The sequence below is a fragment of the Paenibacillus sp. FSL H8-0260 genome, from assembly GCF_045040625.1.
Classification (GTDB): Bacteria; Bacillota; Bacilli; order Paenibacillales; family Paenibacillaceae; genus Paenibacillus_AQ; species Paenibacillus_AQ odorifer.
This window is the reverse complement of the sequence record NZ_CP150298.1, coordinates 5282932-5300983: the sequence shown is the minus strand read 5'-3', so window position 1 is coordinate 5300983 and position 18052 is coordinate 5282932. Positions and strand designations below refer to the sequence as shown.

Below are 18052 nucleotides of genomic sequence, written 5' to 3'. Positions count from 1 at the left end.
AATTTCAGCGTATTAAGGGTTATGAGTTCTGGGTCAAGCTAAAGAAGGGAGGTAAAATCATTGAGAAGATTACGGAAAATACTGTTAGCTAGCATTCCTGTGGTCCTGCTGTTACTCCTCCTGACACCCTTTGCAACGAATGTAAGCGCTGACGGGGCAGCCCCGAAAACACCGGGGGTTACGAACAGTGAGCTGAAAAAAGGTCCCGTGTTTATTATTCCGGTAGATCAAAAGATTGAACGGGGTTTGCAAAGCTTTTTGGAAAGAGGATTTGAAGAAGCCGCTAATTATGGAGCAGTCCTTATTCTACTAGAGGTCGATACACCTGGAGGGCTGGTGAAATCGGCAGAAGAGATTGGGACGATGGTAAGAGAGAGTGAAATACCAACAGCTGCCTATATTAAAGGTGATGCCGCTTCTGCAGGCAGTTACATAGCACTTAATGCAGGTGCAATAATCATGAAGCCGGGCAGTATGATCGGCTCCGCTTCCTTGGTAGACATGAATGGTCAAAAAGTCGATGATGCCAAAATGATATCCTACTGGAGATCTAAAATGATCGGCGCTGCTGCTCTGAATGATCGTGATCCAGACATTGCTGCTGGAATGGTGGATAGTAATTTGGTCGTGGATAAGCCAGAGCTTGGAGTGACTAAGACACAGGGAGAAATCATTGCCTTGTCTAGTGAAGAAGCTTTAAAAGCTGGTTACGCTGATCAAATTACAGATACCCCTGAAGAAGCAATTCAGTGGCTTGGATATACTACAGACGACATCTTTCGCGTAGAGCATACCGGTGCGGAAAAAATGTCGCAATTTCTGACCAATCCGATTATTATGACGATTCTGCTGTTCATTGGGATTACAGGCGTTGTCATTGAACTGATTGTTCCAGGCTTTGGTGCGCCAGGAATTATCGGGACGTTGGCTTTTGTGTTATATTTCTTCGGCAACTATGTTGCAGGATTCGCCGGAGCGGAAACTTGGCTCTTGTTTATCATTGGGCTTGTCATGCTTGTGCTGGAGCTCTTTGTGCCTAGCTTCGGAATATTGGGGCTCCTAGGCTCTGTCAGCCTTGTAGCGGGTGTTGTACGAGCTGCTTACAGCTATAAGCATGCACTGCTCAGTCTAGGTATCTCTTTCGTAGCTGCGACTATAGTTGTAGTAATTGTTGCGGTCATTTTTAAAGAACGAGGGATATGGAACAGATTTATTTTGAAGGAAAGCCTTACTAAAGATCAGGGATTTGTGCCTGTAGAAGAGAAGCTTAGCTTATTAGGCACTACAGGAACCAGTATTACTCCACTTCGTCCCTCAGGAACGGCTATGATAGGCGGCGAACGTGTGGATGTTGTTACAGAAGGTAGTTTTATTAGTGCTAATGCACCTGTCTCTGTTATTAAAGTAGAGGGCGGACGGATTGTTGTGAAAGAAATCAAGGAATAAGGTAAACACTGGAACCAATAATAGTTCTACAACAAATTTACGGAGGTTATATAGTATGGGTGAAGCATCTTTGATTCCTATTCTGTTCATCGCGGTAGTGGTGATTATTGTATTGAGCGTGTTTTTAAGTTTCTTCCCGGTTATGCTCTGGATTTCAGCATTAGCATCGGGCGTTAGAATCAGTATTATTACGCTGGTGGCGATGAGACTGCGTCGTGTAACCCCAAGTCGTATCGTTAACCCAATGATTAAAGCGACTAAGGCAGGTCTTGGACTGAACATTAATCAACTGGAGAGTCACTATCTCGCAGGTGGTAACGTAGACCGTGTTGTTAATGCGCTTATTGCAGCACAACGTGCAGATATTCCTTTGGAATTTACTCGCGCAGCAGCCATTGATCTTGCAGGACGTGATGTGCTGCAGGCTGTGCAAATGAGCGTTAACCCTCGTGTAATTGAGACACCGGTTGTTGCGGCTGTTGCTAAGAACGGGATTGAAGTTAAGGTAAAAGCGCGCGTAACTGTTCGCGCCAATATCGACCGCCTCGTGGGTGGTGCGGGTGAAGAAACGATTATTGCCCGTGTTGGTGAAGGGATTGTAACGACAGTAGGTTCGAGTGATTCCCATAAAGATGTCCTTGAGAACCCGGATTTGATTTCGCGGACGGTATTGTCCAAAGGGCTTGACTCAGGTACTGCTTTTGAGATCCTCTCCATTGATATTGCGGATATCGATGTAGGCAAGAACATCGGTGCTTATCTACAAACCGAGCAAGCAGAAGCAGATAAACGCATTGCCCAAGCCAAAGCGGAAGAACGCAGAGCGATGGCTGTCGCTCACGAGCAAGAGATGAAGGCGCGCGTAGTAGAGATGAAGGCGCTTGTTGTGGAAGCTGAATCTCAGGTGCCTATGGCAATGGCTGAGGCGCTCAGAAATGGCCAAATCGGCGTGATGGATTATATGAATATCAAAAACATCGAGGCAGATACCCAAATGCGGGGCTCTCTCGGCAAAATGAATGATCAGGACGACAATAACCGTCCTAACAATAATAAATAAAAGGGGATGTGAATCTCCATGAGCTGGATCTATATTATTGCGGTTATTATATTCGCGATCGTGTCCAATGTGAATAAAGCAACTAAAAACAAGCCCAAAGGAGCTCCTCGCGGGGGAATGCCCACTTTTGGGGGCGGAGAGGATTCTCCGCTCCGCCGGGTAAAACGCCCGGATATCGATGGAGGGCGCCAAGCGGAGTCTGGCAGTGGATTTCCTGCTCCTGTTAGCACCTCTTCCCGGCAGTCGAGGTCAGAGGATAACCGGGAGTATGATGCCTCTCCTGCCTTTCCGGAACCCGCGTATATACCAACTCCAGATTATTCTACTGGAGAAGGAATGTCTTTGGAGCATGCCGATGACGGAGTTGAATTACGCACACAAAGAATGCAAGAAGAGGTGCGGCGCCTTCAATCTGCTTTTGACGGGATAGCGGGTGCAGATACCAAAAGATCAAATAAGACTAAAAACACAAACTCACCCTCTGCGGCAGACCAGACACATGGAACAGGGAGTCGTGACGACCTGCGCAATGGTGTAGTCTGGGCAGAGATTCTGGGACCACCGCGTTCTCGTCAGCCGCATTCCACCCGAAGATAATATTTACGGATCATAGTAACAATAAAGCCTCGGTTTCCTATCTTTACGATAGGTTGCCGGGGCTTTTTTTTTGCTTTTTTCACACTGGAAGGGTCCTCCTTTGTTACTTCTTCTCATAAAAAAAAGCGTTGCCGCATAAGGTGTACAGAAGGCAGGAAGGGGGAACGTCTACTTATGACCCGTATTGGCCGCAGGCTGCGGGGATGGACAAACGGGGTACTGGATCTACCACAGGACTTATTACAGGAAATGCCCCGGATCACCCTGATCGGCAATAAGGAACTGCATATTGAGAATCATCGCGGCGTGCTGCATTTTTCCTCTGGTCAGCTTAAGCTCGCGTTAGCTAAAGGATCGCTTGAAATCACGGGCGAGGGACTTGTCATCCGAAATATTCTAGGCCAGGAATTGGCTGTAGAAGGCGTTATCGGGGAGATCAGATATAACGAAAGCGAGGAGAGATCATGAAGGAGCCACCTCTGTCATCACTGCGGGGGTTCGTTACACTGCATGTGACGGGACCTCAGGTGGAGCGATTTATTAATTTCATTTCTGAAGCAGGAATCATGATTTGGGATGTGAGGCCCGCTGAGGGCGGCGCTTCCCTTAAGCTGCTTCTGGATGATTTTTATGTCCTCCGGCCGATTTTAAAAAAGACAGGCTGTCGTATGCACGTTACCGGTAGAAGCGGACTTCCATTTCTTATGGCGCGGCTGTGGAAAAGGAAATTTTTTGGCATAGGTATTTTGATGTTTGGAATTACACTTTTTATGTTATCTACGATGGTATGGAGTATTAGAGTCGAAGGGAATGAAAAAATTGCTTCTGAGGATATATTGGCTGCCGCTCGCCAGGAGGGTGTGTATCCTTTTCAGTGGATATGGCGTCTGGAGGAGCCGGACAAGCTCTCTAAGGGGCTGCTGGCCCATTTACCGGGTGTTTCTTGGATAGGGCTGCAACGGACGGGGACGAGCATCAAAATTCAGGTTGTAGAGGCTAAACAGCCCGATATCAAACCTTTGCTTAGCCAACGGCATTTAATTAGCCGAACAGATGCGGTGGTAACAGAAATATATGCGGAGCAGGGCAGACCGGTAGTAGCGCGTAATTCGCGTGTGAAAAAAGGGGATATCCTGATTTCCGGTGCTCTTGGAGACGAAGAAAATGTAGAGTATGTGGTAGCCAAGGGTGAGGTTAAGGGGTTGGTTTGGCATGAGTACAATATCGAGGTTCCGCTTGAAACAACCAATAGCACCTACACTGGGGAGCGTAAGGATCGCACCTATCTCGTGTTGGGGAAATGGGCTATTCAGCTGTGGGGTTATGGCAAATCCTCCTTTGAGAATTCAAAGACGCTCACAGAGCATGATCCGCTGTCTTGGCGCTCTATTGAGCTGCCGCTGGGCCTGATGACTGAGAAAGAAATGGAGATCAATGAAACAAAGGATACGATAACTCCAGAAGCTGGAGTAGCGAGGGGAATTGAGCGGGCGAAGAATGATATTTTAGCTCGATATGGTGTTGATAGCGTCATCAAAAGTCAAAAAGTTTTGCATGAGAAGAAAGAGAATGGTAAAGTTTATATGAAAGTGATCTTTGAAGTAGAAGAAAAAATTTCCGAAGAACTGCCAATAGTAAACAATTGAGGAGAATGAGGCTACTTGTCAGAACAGACTGCAAGCATTCGTATATCTTTGCAAAATGCGGGAGAAGCGCAATCGCTGTTTGGCCCGCAGGATGGATTCTTAAAAATCATCGAGAGTGAAATTCCCGCCATTATTGATTCGCGTGAAGCAGAGCTAACGATTCGTGGAGCTGAGCGGGAAGTAGACATGCTGGGGCAATTGTTTAATGTGCTACTGTCCCTCATTCGGAGCGGTTACATACTTACTGAACGTGATGTGCAGTACGCTGTGGAACTGGCGAAAGATTTTCGTGCTGATCAATTGCTCGATTTGTTCAAAGGAGAAATTACTACAACTTTTCGCGGAAAGCCTATCCGTGTCAAAACGGTCGGCCAGAAGCATTATGTGACAACGATCAAGAAGCGTGATATTGTATTCGGAATCGGTCCTGCAGGAACGGGGAAGACCTACTTGGCAGTGGTGCTTGCAGTTACGGCACTGAAAGAAGGTTCGGTTAAGCGTATTCTTCTTACGCGTCCCGCAGTAGAAGCAGGAGAGAGTCTAGGATTCCTTCCAGGGGATTTGCAAGAAAAGGTAGATCCATATCTGCGTCCGCTTTATGATGCATTATACGACGTTATGGGGCCCGATCAGGTGGCTAAGGCACTTGAACGGGGATTGATTGAGATTGCTCCGCTGGCTTATATGCGCGGACGTACATTGGATGATTCATTTATCATCTTGGATGAAGCGCAGAATACAACACCTGAGCAAATGAAAATGTTCCTGACTCGACTCGGCTTCGGGTCCAAAATGGTGATTACAGGTGACGTTACCCAGATTGACCTGCCCCGCGGCAAGAAATCCGGTTTGATTGAAGCCAAAGCGATTTTATCCGGCATAGAAGAACTTGGCTTTGTCTACTTCGCGGAACAGGATGTAGTACGGCATTCCCTGGTGCAGAAAATTATCGTTGCCTATGACCGCTCTGCCGAAAACCTCCAATAAAGGGGATTGTCTTCATGGCTTCAAAGCAACCATCTAAATTAAGCGGATTTGTATATACGAACAACGGATGGAAGTATAGCGCAGTGACACGCTATGCTCTTTTCCTGTTACTCGGACTAGTGTTCTACTTCAGCTTGTCGCCAGAATTGCTACCTAAGAAATATGATATTAAAGAGAATACTTACAGTGCAAAGGAAATAACGGCACCGAAACAAATTAAGGACACCAAAGCTACGTTAAAAGCGGCTGAGGAAGCAGCCGAAAGCGTATCTCCCAAGTACAAAATTATCCCGATGAGGGCAGACAACCTAGTGACCTCGCTGCTGGACCGGATAGATCGCCTCAATCAGGATGATCTGATCTCGCAAAGCGATAAGACGGGGATTTATCGTGATGAAATCCCGCAGAGAGCCAGCGATTTCATCTTGAATTTCGTAGCTTCCAATCGGGGCAGCGCTACATATTCAGATCACCTCTTGGATGAAATGCAATCTGTCATCAAAGAGCAGACCTATGTCATTCCGGAAGAGACTTACATTAAGATTCCGCGCCTGACCTCTCAGGACATTATCGAGATGAAGCCTGTCGCCCGAGATATTGTAACTAGGCTGATGAATGATCAGATTACGGATGCGCAGACCGCTCGCGCCAAGGTAGCGGAACAGGTCAGTATTAGTTCTCTAAGCCAGCGTACAGCGCGTGAGGTTGTTCAGGAGCTTGTGCGTCTTGTGATCACAAGTAACAAGTTCTACGATGAGGATGCTACCAAGGAAGCGAAGGTACAAGCCCGGGAGAACACACCTGATGTATTCATCGAGCAAGGGGACACGCTTGTTGCTAAGGGGCAGCTAATTACTCCAGAGCTCTACACTCTTTTGGATGAGAATGGACTACTAAGCAATGAGGTGAATTACTGGCCACAGTTAGGCCTATTGATTCTCTCTGCGATGCTCTCCGTCGGTTTGCTTGCGTTCATTCGTTATTCAGGCGGCACCTCAGGCTTTAAGTACAACAATTCTCAGCTATTGATGCTGGTGCTTGTATTTGTTATAACTATTATCTCTATGCGGCTGGCCGCTGTTTTGCAGACCGATGTCCGATCTTATATCGGATTCCTGGCACCGGTGGCGATTGGCGCAATGTTAATTGCAATGCTTCTGGACATGCCTTTGGCCTATTTCTGCTCCATTCTATTCAGTGTACTGGCGAGTGTTATTTTGAATGTGCAGCAGAACTCAATCTTTGATTTTAACTTTGGTTTCTTTGCTATCGTGGTTTCGTACGTGGCTATCTTTGCGACTCACCGTGCGGGTCAACGCTCCACGCTCCTTAAAGGCGGGATTATGGTATCGCTTTTTGGCTGTCTGACAGTCTTTATGCAGATACTGTTAGGTGGAGGAGCATGGAAAGAGGTAGGTACCTTGTATTCGGTTGGTTTTGCTTTTGCAGGGGGACTATTAACGGCTGTACTTGTGATTGGGCTAATGCCTTTTTTCGAGGCAACCTTTGGTATTCTATCGGCATTGAAGCTGGTAGAATTGTCTAATCCAAACCACCCGCTGCTGCGCAAACTGCTTACCGAAACGCCGGGAACCTATCACCATAGTGTAATGGTAGGTAACCTGTCAGAAGCTGCCGCGGAAGCGATTGGAGCAGATGGCTTATTATGCCGGGTTGGATCGTATTATCATGATATTGGTAAAACAAAACGTCCGTTTTATTTTATCGAGAATCAAAATAATATGGAAAATCCACATGACTCTATTGAACCGAAGCTTAGTAAATCTATCATCGTTGCCCACGCCCGTGACGGGGTGGAAATGCAACGAGAATATAAGCTGCCAAAACCAATCCGTGACATTGCGGAGCAGCATCATGGAACAACGTTCCTGCATTATTTTTACCATAAGGCACTGAAGCTGGCGGAAGAAAAAGGTGTCGATCCTGATTTTACCGAGGAAGATTTCCGTTACCCTGGACCGAAAGCCCAGTCGAAGGAAGCGGCTGTAGTGGGAATTGCAGACAGTGTCGAGGCTGCAGTGAGATCATTGCGTAAGCCAACTGTTCTGCAGGTGGAAACGATGATTGAGAAGATTATTAAAAGTCGACTGGATGATCATCAGTTTGACGAATGTGATCTGACGATTAAAGAATTGGATATTATTGCACGGACTCTGAAGGAGACGGTTATGGGAATTTTCCATTCACGGATCGAATATCCAGAAGATGTGCGTAAGCCGAAAAAAGAGGAAGGGGCACCTAACCCATGAGTTTGGAGATCGTTTGGGATAACGAGCAGGAAGAATACGAGATAAAGGACGATCTCATTACGCTGCTGGAGAGTATTTTGCAAAAAGCAGGTGAAGCGGAAGGGATCGATCGTGGCGAGGTAGCTCTTACTTTTGTCGATAATGTTCGTATACATGAGTTGAATTTGGAATACCGGGGAATTGACCGTCCGACGGATGTGCTTTCTTTTGCCATGAATGAAAGCGGAGAGGACGAGCTGGACATTATATACGAGGTAGAGGAAGGCGAGGCGCTGGAAGAAGTTCCAGACGTACTTGGGGATATAATCATTTCCGTAACTCGTGCGCAGGAGCAGGCGCTGGAATATGGCCATTCACTGGAACGAGAGCTTGGTTTTCTTTTCGTTCACGGATTTCTGCATTTGTTAGGATATGATCATCAGGATGAAGCTTCAGAAGCAGAGATGATGTCCAAGCAAGAAAAAGTACTATCTCAGGTTGGGTTGACGCGCTAATGGTGAAGAACACGGCGGTAGGGCACAAGAAGTTCTGGCACTCTTTTCGGTTTGCATCGCAAGGCTTAGTGTCGGCATTCAAATCCGAGCTTAACATGAAGGTGCATTGCTGTTTAGCGGTGGTTGTGCTAATAGCCGCTGCCGTGTTCAGACTTCCGCTGGCCAGTTGGATGTTGCTGCTGTTCTCGATCACGCTTGTCCTAACTGCCGAATTGCTCAATACGGCGATTGAAGCGACGGTTGATCTGATCTCGCCAGAGATTCATCCACTGGCTAAGAGAGCAAAAGATACCGCCGCAGGAGCTGTGCTTCTTACGGCGGTGTTTGCTGTCTTAGTCGGGATCTATGTTTTTTATCACCCTGTGATGGACTGGATTAGCGGACTTATGTCATAATCAGAATATAAAATCAATTCAGGGGAGAGGCGGACCCGCGTATTGCGATTCCGCCTCTTTCGTTACTGAATAATTTGAAGTGAGTTATGTACCCGAATATATCTCATGAAGTACACTGATAAAATTTAGCGCACGCTGAGAAAATAACGATAAACGAAACTAATTAGATGTTTACGAAATGAGTTTTGTGCGAAGTAAAATCAATGAAGTCAATACTCACAAAACTTTAGGAGGACAATATATGGATTCTACTCTTCTTATGCAAGAGGCGATTAAAGCACGATCAAAAGCTTACATTCCATATTCCCGATTCGGAGTGGGAGCTGCCCTTCTTGATCAGGATGGTCATATTCACCACGGCTGTAATGTGGAAAATGCAGCTTTTGGCCCAACCAACTGTGCGGAACGGACAGCATTATTTCGTGCGATTGCGGACGGTCACGCTATTGGTTCTTTTAAAGCAATTGCCGTAGTAGCTGACTCGGACGGCCCCGTTTCACCTTGCGGTGTGTGCCGGCAAGTAATGATTGAGTTGTGTTCGCCGGATATGAAGGTTATTCTTGGGAACATGAAGGGTGATATCGTTGAGACTACGGTGGGAGAATTGCTTCCAGGCGCTTTTGGTCCCGTAGATCTGAAGCAAGGACAAGCTCCAGAATAAAATGAGGTTTTGATTTAATGCCTGTGCCTGTTTAAGGGCAAATCAGGCATAGTTAGACGAAGGTTGCTACTTTAATTGCACAATGTACAGTTAAATTGCTACTCTTTCGCGACAAAAATGAATTTAGTTGCAGATAGTACAATTAAATTTATGATAAAGCCCATATTTGGCTCTTAAGACAGGATTTAATTGCACAAAATACAACTAAAACACCAAAAACATAAACTCAACCTAAAATTAGTTGTACAAAGTACAATTAAAAGTGTTCTATCTACCAAGTTAGGCTAAACTGGTGCAAACTATTTGTTTTTAGAGTAACATTACGAGGTAAGCGCCACGGCAAAAGCCGCCAGCGATTCTTTGCACATCGTAACTTGAACCCTGACTGTAAGCTGCATCTCAGTAATCTTTATCTATGGTGAGCTTAATGCGAACCGTGTTAATAAGTGACAGTGTAGTGTGTCCCCAACAGGGCACAAAAGCGCTCCTGCACGACCGTCCCTCTAATCCCGCCGAACGTTGCAGGTGCGCCTATTTCCGGGTGTCCAGAGGACCGGGACCCTTGGAGTCCCCTTGGGTAAGGGGGATTTAGGGGCAGCGAAAAAGCTTTTTTAAAAAATTGAATGATTGAAAAAGATTGAACTAGAAGGTAAGTATGGAAGGAAGATAATATGAAATTCAAATCAGGCTTTGTCGCAATTATCGGCAGACCAAACGTAGGTAAATCAACACTCATGAACCAGGTCATTGGCCAGAAGATTGCTATTATGTCGGATAAGCCACAAACAACCAGAAACAAAATCCATGGTGTTTACACAACAAACACTTCACAAATCGTATTCCTGGATACACCGGGGATTCATAAAAGACAGTCCAAGCTAGGCGACTACATGAACCAGACTGCAATGAGTACACTGGGTGAAGTAGAAGCAGTGTTATTCCTTGTGGATGCGTCAGAGGGCTTGGGCGGTGGAGACCGTTACATTGCCGAGCAATTAAATGGTCTGAAGACACCGGTGATTCTAGTGCTCAACAAGATCGATAAAATAGAGCCGGAAGCTCTGCTCCCGCTTATGGCTCAATATAACAAGCTGCATGATTTTGCCGAAATTATTCCGATTTCTGCGAAGATGGGCAGCAATGTTAACACGCTGTTAGAGCAGGTTGCCAAGTACTTGCCGGAAGGCCCTCAGTATTATCCGGAAGATCAAATCACGGATCACCCCGAGCAATTTGTCTGCGCGGAATTAATCCGGGAGAAAATTCTGCATTTGACTCGTGAAGAAGTGCCGCACTCTATTGCTGTAGCCATCGAAGATATGAAGGTTGAGCCTAATGGAGTGGTGCATGTTTCAGCTGTTATTTTTGTTGAGCGTGATTCGCAAAAGGGAATTATTATCGGCAAGCAAGGGGCAATGCTGAAAGAGGTCGGCAGACGGGCTCGGACAGATATTGAGAACCTGCTGGGTTCGAAGATTTTTCTGGAGCTATGGGTAAAAGTGAAAAAAGATTGGCGCAATCAGGACCGCGTTCTGCGGGATTTGGGCTTCCATAAAGACCTTTAAGTTAATTCCGTTATTCCTCGTTTGGTAGGAATTGCAAGGATAGAACCTGCTCCATCGCACCATCCTAATTCTTGATAAGAGACATCGTCTTTCCCAAGAAAGGATGAATACGAATGCGAAACTTTTCGTGGAAGTATTTTGCAATGACAGGAGACGTCGATGCTTACCTGCTGTATAAGGAAGCTGGCCATCCGCTTGAAGATAGTGGATTACAGCTAGTGGAGGAAGAGAAGGCCTGTGATGAAGAAGCGCAATAAGGACTGGTTGCTTGCCGAATGGTTGGGGGAAGAGGCATGCTACACAGGGTGGAAGGGATCGTCATCCGCAGCATGGACTACGGCGAGGGGAACGCAATTATTACGCTTTGCACCGAGAACGCGGGAAAAGTAGGGGTTCTGGTGCGTGGCGCAAAGAAGGTCAAAAGCCGCCATGCTGCATTGATCCAACTGTTCACCGTTGGGGAATTTGTTTTTTTTAGAAATAATGGAGGACTTGGGACACTGAATTCTGGCGAAATTACGAAGTCGCACCATCCGCTGCGTGAGGATTTGATCAAAGCTGCTTATGCGTCTTATGCGTGTGAACTGCTTGATCGTGTTCTGCATGATGAGGAAACGGGAAGCTTCTGGTTTCGCCAGCTTACGGCCTGTCTTAATGCACTTGAAGAGGACAAGGAACCCGGCGTTATCATAAATGTCTTTGAAATGAAAATCTTACAGGCAGCCGGTTATGGTCCTGAATTCGATTCTTGTGTAATTTGTGGTGCCGAGAAGCCGGATGATCAACTGCTGGTCAGCCCTCGCCTTGGTGGAGCACTGTGCCGCAGTTGTAAACATAATGACCCTCCAGCCATGGAGGTCTCTGCTCGTGCGTTGAAGCTGCTGCGATTATTCGCCAGACTTGACCTGACTAGACTAGGCAATGTGGATGTAAAGGAAAGCAGCCGGGATGAGCTGAAAAAAATTATGCGGGCCTTTATGGATGTGCAACTCGGATTAAAGCTGAAGTCACAAAGTTTCCTAGACCAGCTCGACAAGTACAAGATTTGACGAAAGCTGATTTTTCCGTTACTATAGGATCAGTTTATTATATGATCGTCGTTATGCTCCAATTGGGGAGAGGCGTGCATTGATCGGGAAAGTAGTGGACTGTATTGTCGTTATTCAGCGAGCTGGGGGCAGTGGAAGCCTAGCGGGACAACGTTCATGAACATGGCACCCGGGAGTACGAATGCGGCGAATGAAAGTGGATTTCGTTCTTGTCTTGGCAGTAAACTTGCTCATACAAGGTATGAAATCAAGTAGGGTGGAACCGCGGGAGAATAAGTTAAGCTCTCGTCCCTATGTCTGTTAATCAGGCATGGGGGCGGGGGCTTTTTGTTGCTGTCAGGAGCTAAAAGTGCCGCCTCCATGGTAGAAAGTTTTAGGCAAGCTGTTGTAAAAAACTTGTAAAGCGAAGGAGACGGTATTATGAACTTCCAGCAGATGATTTTGACACTGCAGCAGTTCTGGGCTGAACAGAACTGTATCATCGTACAGCCGTATGACACAGAAAAAGGCGCCGGCACGATGAACCCTATGACTTTTTTACGCTCGCTAGGTCCTGAGCCTTGGAGAGTGGCTTACGTAGAGCCTTCACGTCGTCCCTCCGATGGTCGTTATGGAGAGAACCCGAACCGTCTGTATCAGCATCACCAATTCCAAGTAATCATCAAACCCTCACCAGATAACATTCAAGAGATCTATTTGGATAGCTTGAAAGCACTCGGTATTGATCCGCTCTTGCATGACATCCGTTTTGTAGAGGATAACTGGGAGAATCCGTCACTGGGCTGTGCGGGTCTGGGATGGGAAGTATGGCTGGACGGTATGGAGATCACTCAATTTACTTACTTCCAGCAGGTAGGTGGCATCGAAGCTAACCCTGTTGCTGTAGAAATCACTTACGGTATGGAGCGCTTAGCCTCTTACATTCAGGATAAAGAAAATGTGTTTGATCTTGAATGGGTAAGCGGTATGACTTATGGTGATGTTTTTCATCAGCCGGAGTTCGAGCATTCTACCTACACTTTTGAAGTATCGGATGTAAAAATGTTATTCTCGCTGTTCAACATGTATGAAGAGGAAGCACGTAGAGCGATGGAGAAACATCTTGTGTTTCCAGCCTACGATTATGTGTTGAAATGCTCACATAGCTTTAATCTACTCGATGCGCGTGGGGCAATTAGTGTAACTGAACGGACTGGATTTATTACCCGAGTGCGTAATCTTGCCCGCTCCGTAGCGGCAACATATCTTGAGGAACGCGAGAAGCTTGGCTTCCCGCTGCTGAAGAAAGAAGGTGCTGACCGTGTCTAAAGATATCCTGTTTGAGATCGGTCTGGAGGAAATCCCTGCACGTTTTATCCGTGCTGCGATGGAACAGCTGCAAGATAGAATGTCCAAGTGGTTGGATTCTGCACGTATAAACCATGCTGGAGTTACTGCATATGCTACGCCACGTCGTCTCGCTGTATTTGTTAAGGACGCGGCTGAGAAGCAAGAGGATATTAGCGAAGAGGTCAAAGGACCTTCACGCAAAATCGCGCTGGATGCTAACGGCGACTGGAGTAAAGCTGCGCTAGGATTTGCCCGCAGTCAAGGTGTATCTCCAGAGCAATTTACATTTAAAGAACTAGCTGGCGTGGAATATATTTATGCCACAAAAAATAGTGCGGGTGTAGAGACTGCTTCTTTGCTCACAGAAGGACTTCTGGGTATTGTAAATGCAATGACTTTCCCGAAGAACATGCGCTGGGGAGCTTACGATTTTAAATTCGTTCGTCCGATTCGCTGGATGGTTGCTCTTTTTGGTAAAGAGATCATTGATTTGGAAATTACGGATGTAAAAGCGGGTAATGTGAGCCGTGGACATCGTTTTCTCGGTACAGAGACTGTAATCTCGGAGCCTGCACAATATGTGGAGAGCATGCGTGCGCAGCATGTACTTGTGGATGTGAAGGAACGGGAAACGCTTATCCTGGATCAAATCAACAAATTGGCTGAAGAGAAAAGCTGGACGATTGCAATTAAAGAAGATCTTTTGGAAGAAGTACTGTTCTTGGTAGAAACACCAACCGTGCTCTTTGGAACCTTTGATCCATCTTTCTTAGAGATTCCTCAGGATGTGCTGATTACCTCGATGCGTGAGCATCAGCGTTATTTCCCTGTTTTTGATGCAGCTGGCAAGCTACTGCCATTCTTTGTAACTGTACGTAACGGGAATGCAGAATCCTTGGATGTTATCGCTAAGGGAAATGAAAAAGTGCTTCGTGCTCGTCTATCAGATGCCAAATTCTTCTATCAAGAAGATCAAAAGATGAAGATTGACGATGCGTTAGCCAAGCTTGAGAACATTGTTTACCATGAAGATTTGGGCAGCGTAGGGGATAAGGTGCGCCGTATTCGCCAAATCTCTGATCGTCTGGCTGTGAAGCTTGGACTATCAGCTTCTGCTGTGTCCGAAGTAAGTCGCACTGCGGATATTTGTAAATTCGACCTTGTAACACAAATGGTTTATGAATTTCCTGAGCTGCAAGGAACAATGGGTGAAGATTATGCACGTAAAGCAGGCGAGCCTGAAACTGTGGCAAAAGCGATCTTCGAGCATTATCAGCCACGATTTGCAGGAGATGCTGTACCTTCAACAGAAGCAGGTTCAGTTGTCAGCATAGCGGACAAAATCGATACGATTGTTGGCTGCTTCTCCATCGGCATCATTCCGACAGGATCTCAAGATCCATATGCCCTGCGCCGTCAGGCTGCAGGTATTGTCCAAATTGTGCTTGAGCATAAATTGCCAATTACGCTGCGCGAAATTTTTGAAGCGGCGATTGAAATTCATGAAAATTCAGGAAATACGAAACATTCTGGAGATGAACTACGTATAAACCTGTACGAGTTCTTCGGTCTGCGTGTAAAACGTCTTTTATCTGACAATGTACGCTATGATGTTGTGGACGCTGTTACAGCGGCTGGTTTTGACGACGTGGTAGATGTTGTGGGCAGAAGCCGTGCTCTTATGGCTGCTGTGTCCGACCAAGCAGATTTCAAGATTACCGTAGATTCGCTTACTCGTGTCAGTAATTTGGCAAGTAAAGCAACCAGTGAAGTGATTGATCCTGCTTTACTTAAAGAAGATGCTGAATTGCAGCTTTTCAATACATGGCAGGAGCTTCACACACCTTACCTTGAAGCTATGGCGGCAAAAAATGCTGAAGAAGCACTTCGGATTCTTTCGGGTCTAAAAGACGCCGTTACAACATTTTTTGATTCCGTTATGGTTATGGCGGAGGACGAGCAAGTGCGTGCTAACCGTTTGGCTCTGCTTGCTGGTATTGATGCTGACTCCAAGTCGTTCGCTGATTTCGCGAAGCTTGTCTGGTAATTTTAATCAAGAAAATTTGAATCTTATGGTATAGAATGTTGGTTTGGGGTATAAATATACGGAACGGTGCCAATGCGTCATTTGACATCCGTTCCGTATTTATGCTTAGAAAGAAGGATTTCTTGCGGAGAGGGCGTATATATATTACACGGGAAATTGGTGATGATCATGGAGAAGTCCCAGTCTAGAACGATAGTGGTGGATGGGGATGCTTGTCCGGTCAAAAAAGAGATCGCTGAGGTAGGTCGCACCTTTGGTGTTCCGGTACTTATGGTATCTTCTTATGACCATGCACTGAAAGCTGAAGAGGGTGTAACGGTTGTGCAGGTGGATCGAGGAGATCAGAGTGCCGATCTATATATTGCCAATCATATTACTGCAGGAGATGTGGTATTGACTCAAGATTATGGTCTTGCGGCACTTGCACTAGGTAAACGATGCAGTGTGCTTTCATTTCGTGGTCAGGAATACGACAATTTCAAGATGGATTTTATGTTGGAGGGAAGACATGCCAGGGCCGTTGAACGAAGACGGGGACATTATTCCAAGGGGCCAAAACCCATAACGGCAGAAGAAAAAACTTATTTTCAACATAAACTGACAAAACTTTTAATACTTTTGCAGGAGAATGTGGAGCAATAGCGAATTATATTTATTTGTTAAGAGATGAAGGTGGTTGAAGTGGCTAGCGGACACGGCAATATTCCGGAAGAGGTTATCGAAAGCGTGCTTGCGCGTCATGATATAGTCGATACAGTCGGTAAGGTTGTTCATTTGTCCAAGCAGGGGAAATATTTATGGGGCCTCTGCCCGTTCCATTCGGAGAAAACCCCTTCCTTTACTGTTACCCCCGACCGGGGAGTATTTCATTGCTTTGGCTGCGGTATGGGTGGAAATGCCATCAAATTTAGGATGGAAATCGAAGGATTAACCTTCCCCGAAGCTGTCAGAATAATGGCTGAAGAAAGTGATATTCCCGTTCCAGAAGGTAAGGGAGGTATGATGTCTCCCCCTGATCCGGAACGCGACCGGTTGATTCAAGCTTATGAATGGTCGGCAAAGTTCTATCATTACTTGCTGAAGAACACGGAACACGGCAAAGCCGCTATGGACTATTTAAGAGGCCGGAACTTCAGTGATAAAATGATTGACCAGTTTCAGATCGGATACGCTCCGGACCGCTGGGATACTTTGTTGCAGTTTTTGGAAAAACGAAATTTTGACCTTGCGGAAATGGAGAAAGGCGGACTTCTGTCAGCCCGCGGTGAGGGCAAAGGCTATTTGGATCGTTTCCGTGGCCGGATTATCTTTCCGATTGCCAACCGTACAGGCAAGGTAATCGCATTCGCCGGAAGAATACTTGGAGAGGGTCAACCTAAGTATTTAAATTCTCCGGAGAGTAGATTGTTTAACAAAAGCCGGATATTGTACAATTTGCACCAGTCCAAAGCATCCATTCGCAAAACTCGACAAATCGTCCTGTTTGAAGGATATGGAGATGTCATCTCATCCTGGGAAGCGGGTGTGCATAACGGCGTAGCAACGATGGGAACGTCCTTGACGGAGGGTCATGTGGCACTGATGAAAAGCCTGGCTGATGAAATTATACTGTCTTACGACGGTGACCGGGCGGGACAAGCAGCAGCCATGAAAGCCATTCCGATGCTTGAAGGCAGCGGCCTGCGTGTAAAGATCGCCTTACTGCCAAGCGGGGTGGATCCGGATGAATTTATCTCCAAGCATGGAGGAGAAAGATTTAAAGATCAGGTTATTGATTCAGCAGTTTCATCCATAAAATTTAAGCTTATATATCTGAAAAAAAACCATATACTCCTAGAGGAAGATGGCAAAATCGCCTATGTCAAGGAGGCCTTAGAAGTTATTGCTTCACTGCATTCCTCAACAGAGCGAGAGGTTTATCTGAAGGAAATCGCTGCTGAACTCGAACTTTCCTATGATAGTTTGAAGCAGGATTGTAATTTACTTAGGGCATCGATGCAAAAAAACATCCCTGAAGGGGATAATAACGACAAAAGGTGGAATAATGGTAGGCATAAAAAAGGGCAGGTGCAGACACCGACCTTACTACCCGCTTATCATGTCGCGGAACGGCGTCTATTGTCCTTTATGATTCAGGACCCGGAAGCCGCCACGTATGTGGGCGAACGCCTCGGAGAAGATTTCAACATCGTTGATCATGCGGCAATTGCTGCTTATCTATATGCCTATTACGCGCAAGGCAAACCACCCGGCATTAGCCGGTTTCTATCATCACTTCAGGATGATCGTCTGGAGAAAACTGCGACATCAATATCCATGATGGATACCCCTCCGGACTGGAATATGCAGGTTCTAGATGATTGTATTCGTGAAGTGCGGAAATACCCACTGCAACGCAAAATGGAACAGAAGCGTGAAGAGATGATTCAGGCTGAAAAGTCAGGTGACTTTTTGCGTGCGGCACAAATAGCAAGTGAGATTATAGCCCTAGAGAGACAATGACATG

The 18052-nt window shown here is 46.2% G+C and carries 17 protein-coding genes; all 17 read left to right on the top strand.

Features of this window, described 5'->3' with window-relative positions; genetic code table 11:
• The first annotated feature begins 60 nt into the window (after positions 1 to 60).
• The 17 genes from MHI51_RS23650 to dnaG all read left to right on the top strand — a co-directional run bounded on the left by MHI51_RS23650 (position 61) and on the right by dnaG (position 18048).
• Positions 61 to 1446: a nodulation protein NfeD gene (locus MHI51_RS23650; RefSeq protein ID WP_076218333.1), complete on the top strand. Its 1386-nt coding sequence runs from the start codon at positions 61 to 63 to the stop codon at positions 1444 to 1446.
• A gap of 55 nt (positions 1447 to 1501) precedes the next feature.
• The gene (gene floA / locus MHI51_RS23645) at positions 1502 to 2506 is read left to right on the top strand and encodes a flotillin-like protein FloA (RefSeq protein WP_036683849.1); all 1005 of its coding nucleotides are present in this window, start codon (positions 1502 to 1504) and stop codon (positions 2504 to 2506) included.
• Between the two features lie 18 nt (positions 2507 to 2524).
• A complete protein-coding gene (locus tag MHI51_RS23640; RefSeq protein WP_076128994.1) occupies positions 2525 to 3103 on the top strand; it encodes a hypothetical protein in 579 nt (192 codons plus the stop codon).
• A gap of 174 nt (positions 3104 to 3277) precedes the next feature.
• The gene (gene yqfC, locus MHI51_RS23635; RefSeq protein WP_036683844.1) at positions 3278 to 3571 is read left to right on the top strand and encodes a sporulation protein YqfC; all 294 of its coding nucleotides are present in this window, start codon (positions 3278 to 3280) and stop codon (positions 3569 to 3571) included.
• Positions 3568 to 4749 (top strand): sporulation protein YqfD, encoded by a 1182-nt coding sequence (gene yqfD, locus MHI51_RS23630; RefSeq protein WP_076128997.1) that lies wholly within the window; start codon positions 3568 to 3570, stop codon positions 4747 to 4749. The genes yqfC and yqfD overlap by 4 nt, the downstream gene beginning before the upstream one ends.
• Positions 4750 to 4764: 15 nt before the next feature.
• Positions 4765 to 5736 carry a PhoH family protein gene (locus tag MHI51_RS23625; protein WP_405173297.1) on the top strand — a complete coding sequence of 324 codons (972 nt, stop codon included), beginning with the start codon at positions 4765 to 4767 and terminating at the stop codon, positions 5734 to 5736.
• Between the two features lie 14 nt (positions 5737 to 5750).
• On the top strand, positions 5751 to 8006 hold the full coding sequence (locus MHI51_RS23620) for an HD family phosphohydrolase (RefSeq protein WP_076128999.1): 2256 nt from the start codon (positions 5751 to 5753) through the stop codon (positions 8004 to 8006).
• The gene (ybeY, locus tag MHI51_RS23615; protein WP_341003595.1) at positions 8003 to 8500 is read left to right on the top strand and encodes an rRNA maturation RNase YbeY; all 498 of its coding nucleotides are present in this window, start codon (positions 8003 to 8005) and stop codon (positions 8498 to 8500) included. The genes MHI51_RS23620 and ybeY overlap by 4 nt, the downstream gene beginning before the upstream one ends.
• The gene (locus MHI51_RS23610; protein WP_076129003.1) at positions 8500 to 8895 is read left to right on the top strand and encodes a diacylglycerol kinase family protein; all 396 of its coding nucleotides are present in this window, start codon (positions 8500 to 8502) and stop codon (positions 8893 to 8895) included. Before ybeY ends, MHI51_RS23610 begins: the two co-directional genes overlap by 1 nt.
• A gap of 241 nt (positions 8896 to 9136) precedes the next feature.
• Positions 9137 to 9556 (top strand): cytidine deaminase, encoded by a 420-nt coding sequence (locus tag MHI51_RS23605; protein ID WP_076221046.1) that lies wholly within the window; start codon positions 9137 to 9139, stop codon positions 9554 to 9556.
• 671 nt (positions 9557 to 10227) lie between these two features.
• Positions 10228 to 11121: a GTPase Era gene (gene era / locus MHI51_RS23600; RefSeq protein ID WP_036683823.1), complete on the top strand. Its 894-nt coding sequence runs from the start codon at positions 10228 to 10230 to the stop codon at positions 11119 to 11121.
• Positions 11122 to 11234: 113 nt separating this feature from the next.
• On the top strand, positions 11235 to 11378 hold the full coding sequence (locus MHI51_RS23595; RefSeq protein WP_076098533.1) for a YqzL family protein: 144 nt from the start codon (positions 11235 to 11237) through the stop codon (positions 11376 to 11378).
• Positions 11379 to 11414: 36 nt separating this feature from the next.
• Positions 11415 to 12170, top strand: coding sequence for a DNA repair protein RecO (recO, locus tag MHI51_RS23590; protein WP_036683821.1), 756 nt, complete (start codon positions 11415 to 11417; stop codon positions 12168 to 12170).
• A gap of 420 nt (positions 12171 to 12590) precedes the next feature.
• Positions 12591 to 13478: a glycine--tRNA ligase subunit alpha gene (gene glyQ / locus MHI51_RS23585; protein ID WP_036683820.1), complete on the top strand. Its 888-nt coding sequence runs from the start codon at positions 12591 to 12593 to the stop codon at positions 13476 to 13478.
• Positions 13471 to 15546: a glycine--tRNA ligase subunit beta gene (gene glyS, locus MHI51_RS23580; RefSeq protein ID WP_076276747.1), complete on the top strand. Its 2076-nt coding sequence runs from the start codon at positions 13471 to 13473 to the stop codon at positions 15544 to 15546. Before glyQ ends, glyS begins: the two co-directional genes overlap by 8 nt.
• A 162-nt stretch (positions 15547 to 15708) precedes the next feature.
• The gene (locus tag MHI51_RS23575; protein ID WP_076103766.1) at positions 15709 to 16188 is read left to right on the top strand and encodes a DUF188 domain-containing protein; all 480 of its coding nucleotides are present in this window, start codon (positions 15709 to 15711) and stop codon (positions 16186 to 16188) included.
• Positions 16189 to 16227: 39 nt separating this feature from the next.
• On the top strand, positions 16228 to 18048 hold the full coding sequence (gene dnaG / locus MHI51_RS23570; protein WP_036683805.1) for a DNA primase: 1821 nt from the start codon (positions 16228 to 16230) through the stop codon (positions 18046 to 18048).
• The last annotated feature ends 4 nt before the right edge of the window (positions 18049 to 18052 follow it).

Excerpts from the sequence above, each read along its gene's own strand:
- era (WP_036683823.1), top strand. The coding sequence starts at position 10,228 with ATGAAATTCAAATCAGGCTTTGTCGCAATTATCGGCAGACCAAACGTA.
- MHI51_RS23595 (WP_076098533.1), top strand. The coding sequence starts at position 11,235 with ATGCGAAACTTTTCGTGGAAGTATTTTGCAATGACAGGAGACGTCGAT.
- MHI51_RS23620 (WP_076128999.1), top strand. The coding sequence starts at position 5,751 with ATGGCTTCAAAGCAACCATCTAAATTAAGCGGATTTGTATATACGAAC.
- yqfD (WP_076128997.1), top strand. The coding sequence starts at position 3,568 with ATGAAGGAGCCACCTCTGTCATCACTGCGGGGGTTCGTTACACTGCAT.
- MHI51_RS23605 (WP_076221046.1), top strand. The coding sequence starts at position 9,137 with ATGGATTCTACTCTTCTTATGCAAGAGGCGATTAAAGCACGATCAAAA.
- MHI51_RS23640 (WP_076128994.1), top strand. The coding sequence starts at position 2,525 with ATGAGCTGGATCTATATTATTGCGGTTATTATATTCGCGATCGTGTCC.
- yqfC (WP_036683844.1), top strand. The coding sequence starts at position 3,278 with ATGACCCGTATTGGCCGCAGGCTGCGGGGATGGACAAACGGGGTACTG.
- floA (WP_036683849.1), top strand. The coding sequence starts at position 1,502 with ATGGGTGAAGCATCTTTGATTCCTATTCTGTTCATCGCGGTAGTGGTG.
- MHI51_RS23575 (WP_076103766.1), top strand. The coding sequence starts at position 15,709 with ATGATCATGGAGAAGTCCCAGTCTAGAACGATAGTGGTGGATGGGGAT.
- recO (WP_036683821.1), top strand. The coding sequence starts at position 11,415 with ATGCTACACAGGGTGGAAGGGATCGTCATCCGCAGCATGGACTACGGC.
- glyQ (WP_036683820.1), top strand. The coding sequence starts at position 12,591 with ATGAACTTCCAGCAGATGATTTTGACACTGCAGCAGTTCTGGGCTGAA.
- MHI51_RS23610 (WP_076129003.1), top strand. The coding sequence starts at position 8,500 with ATGGTGAAGAACACGGCGGTAGGGCACAAGAAGTTCTGGCACTCTTTT.
- ybeY (WP_341003595.1), top strand. The coding sequence starts at position 8,003 with ATGAGTTTGGAGATCGTTTGGGATAACGAGCAGGAAGAATACGAGATA.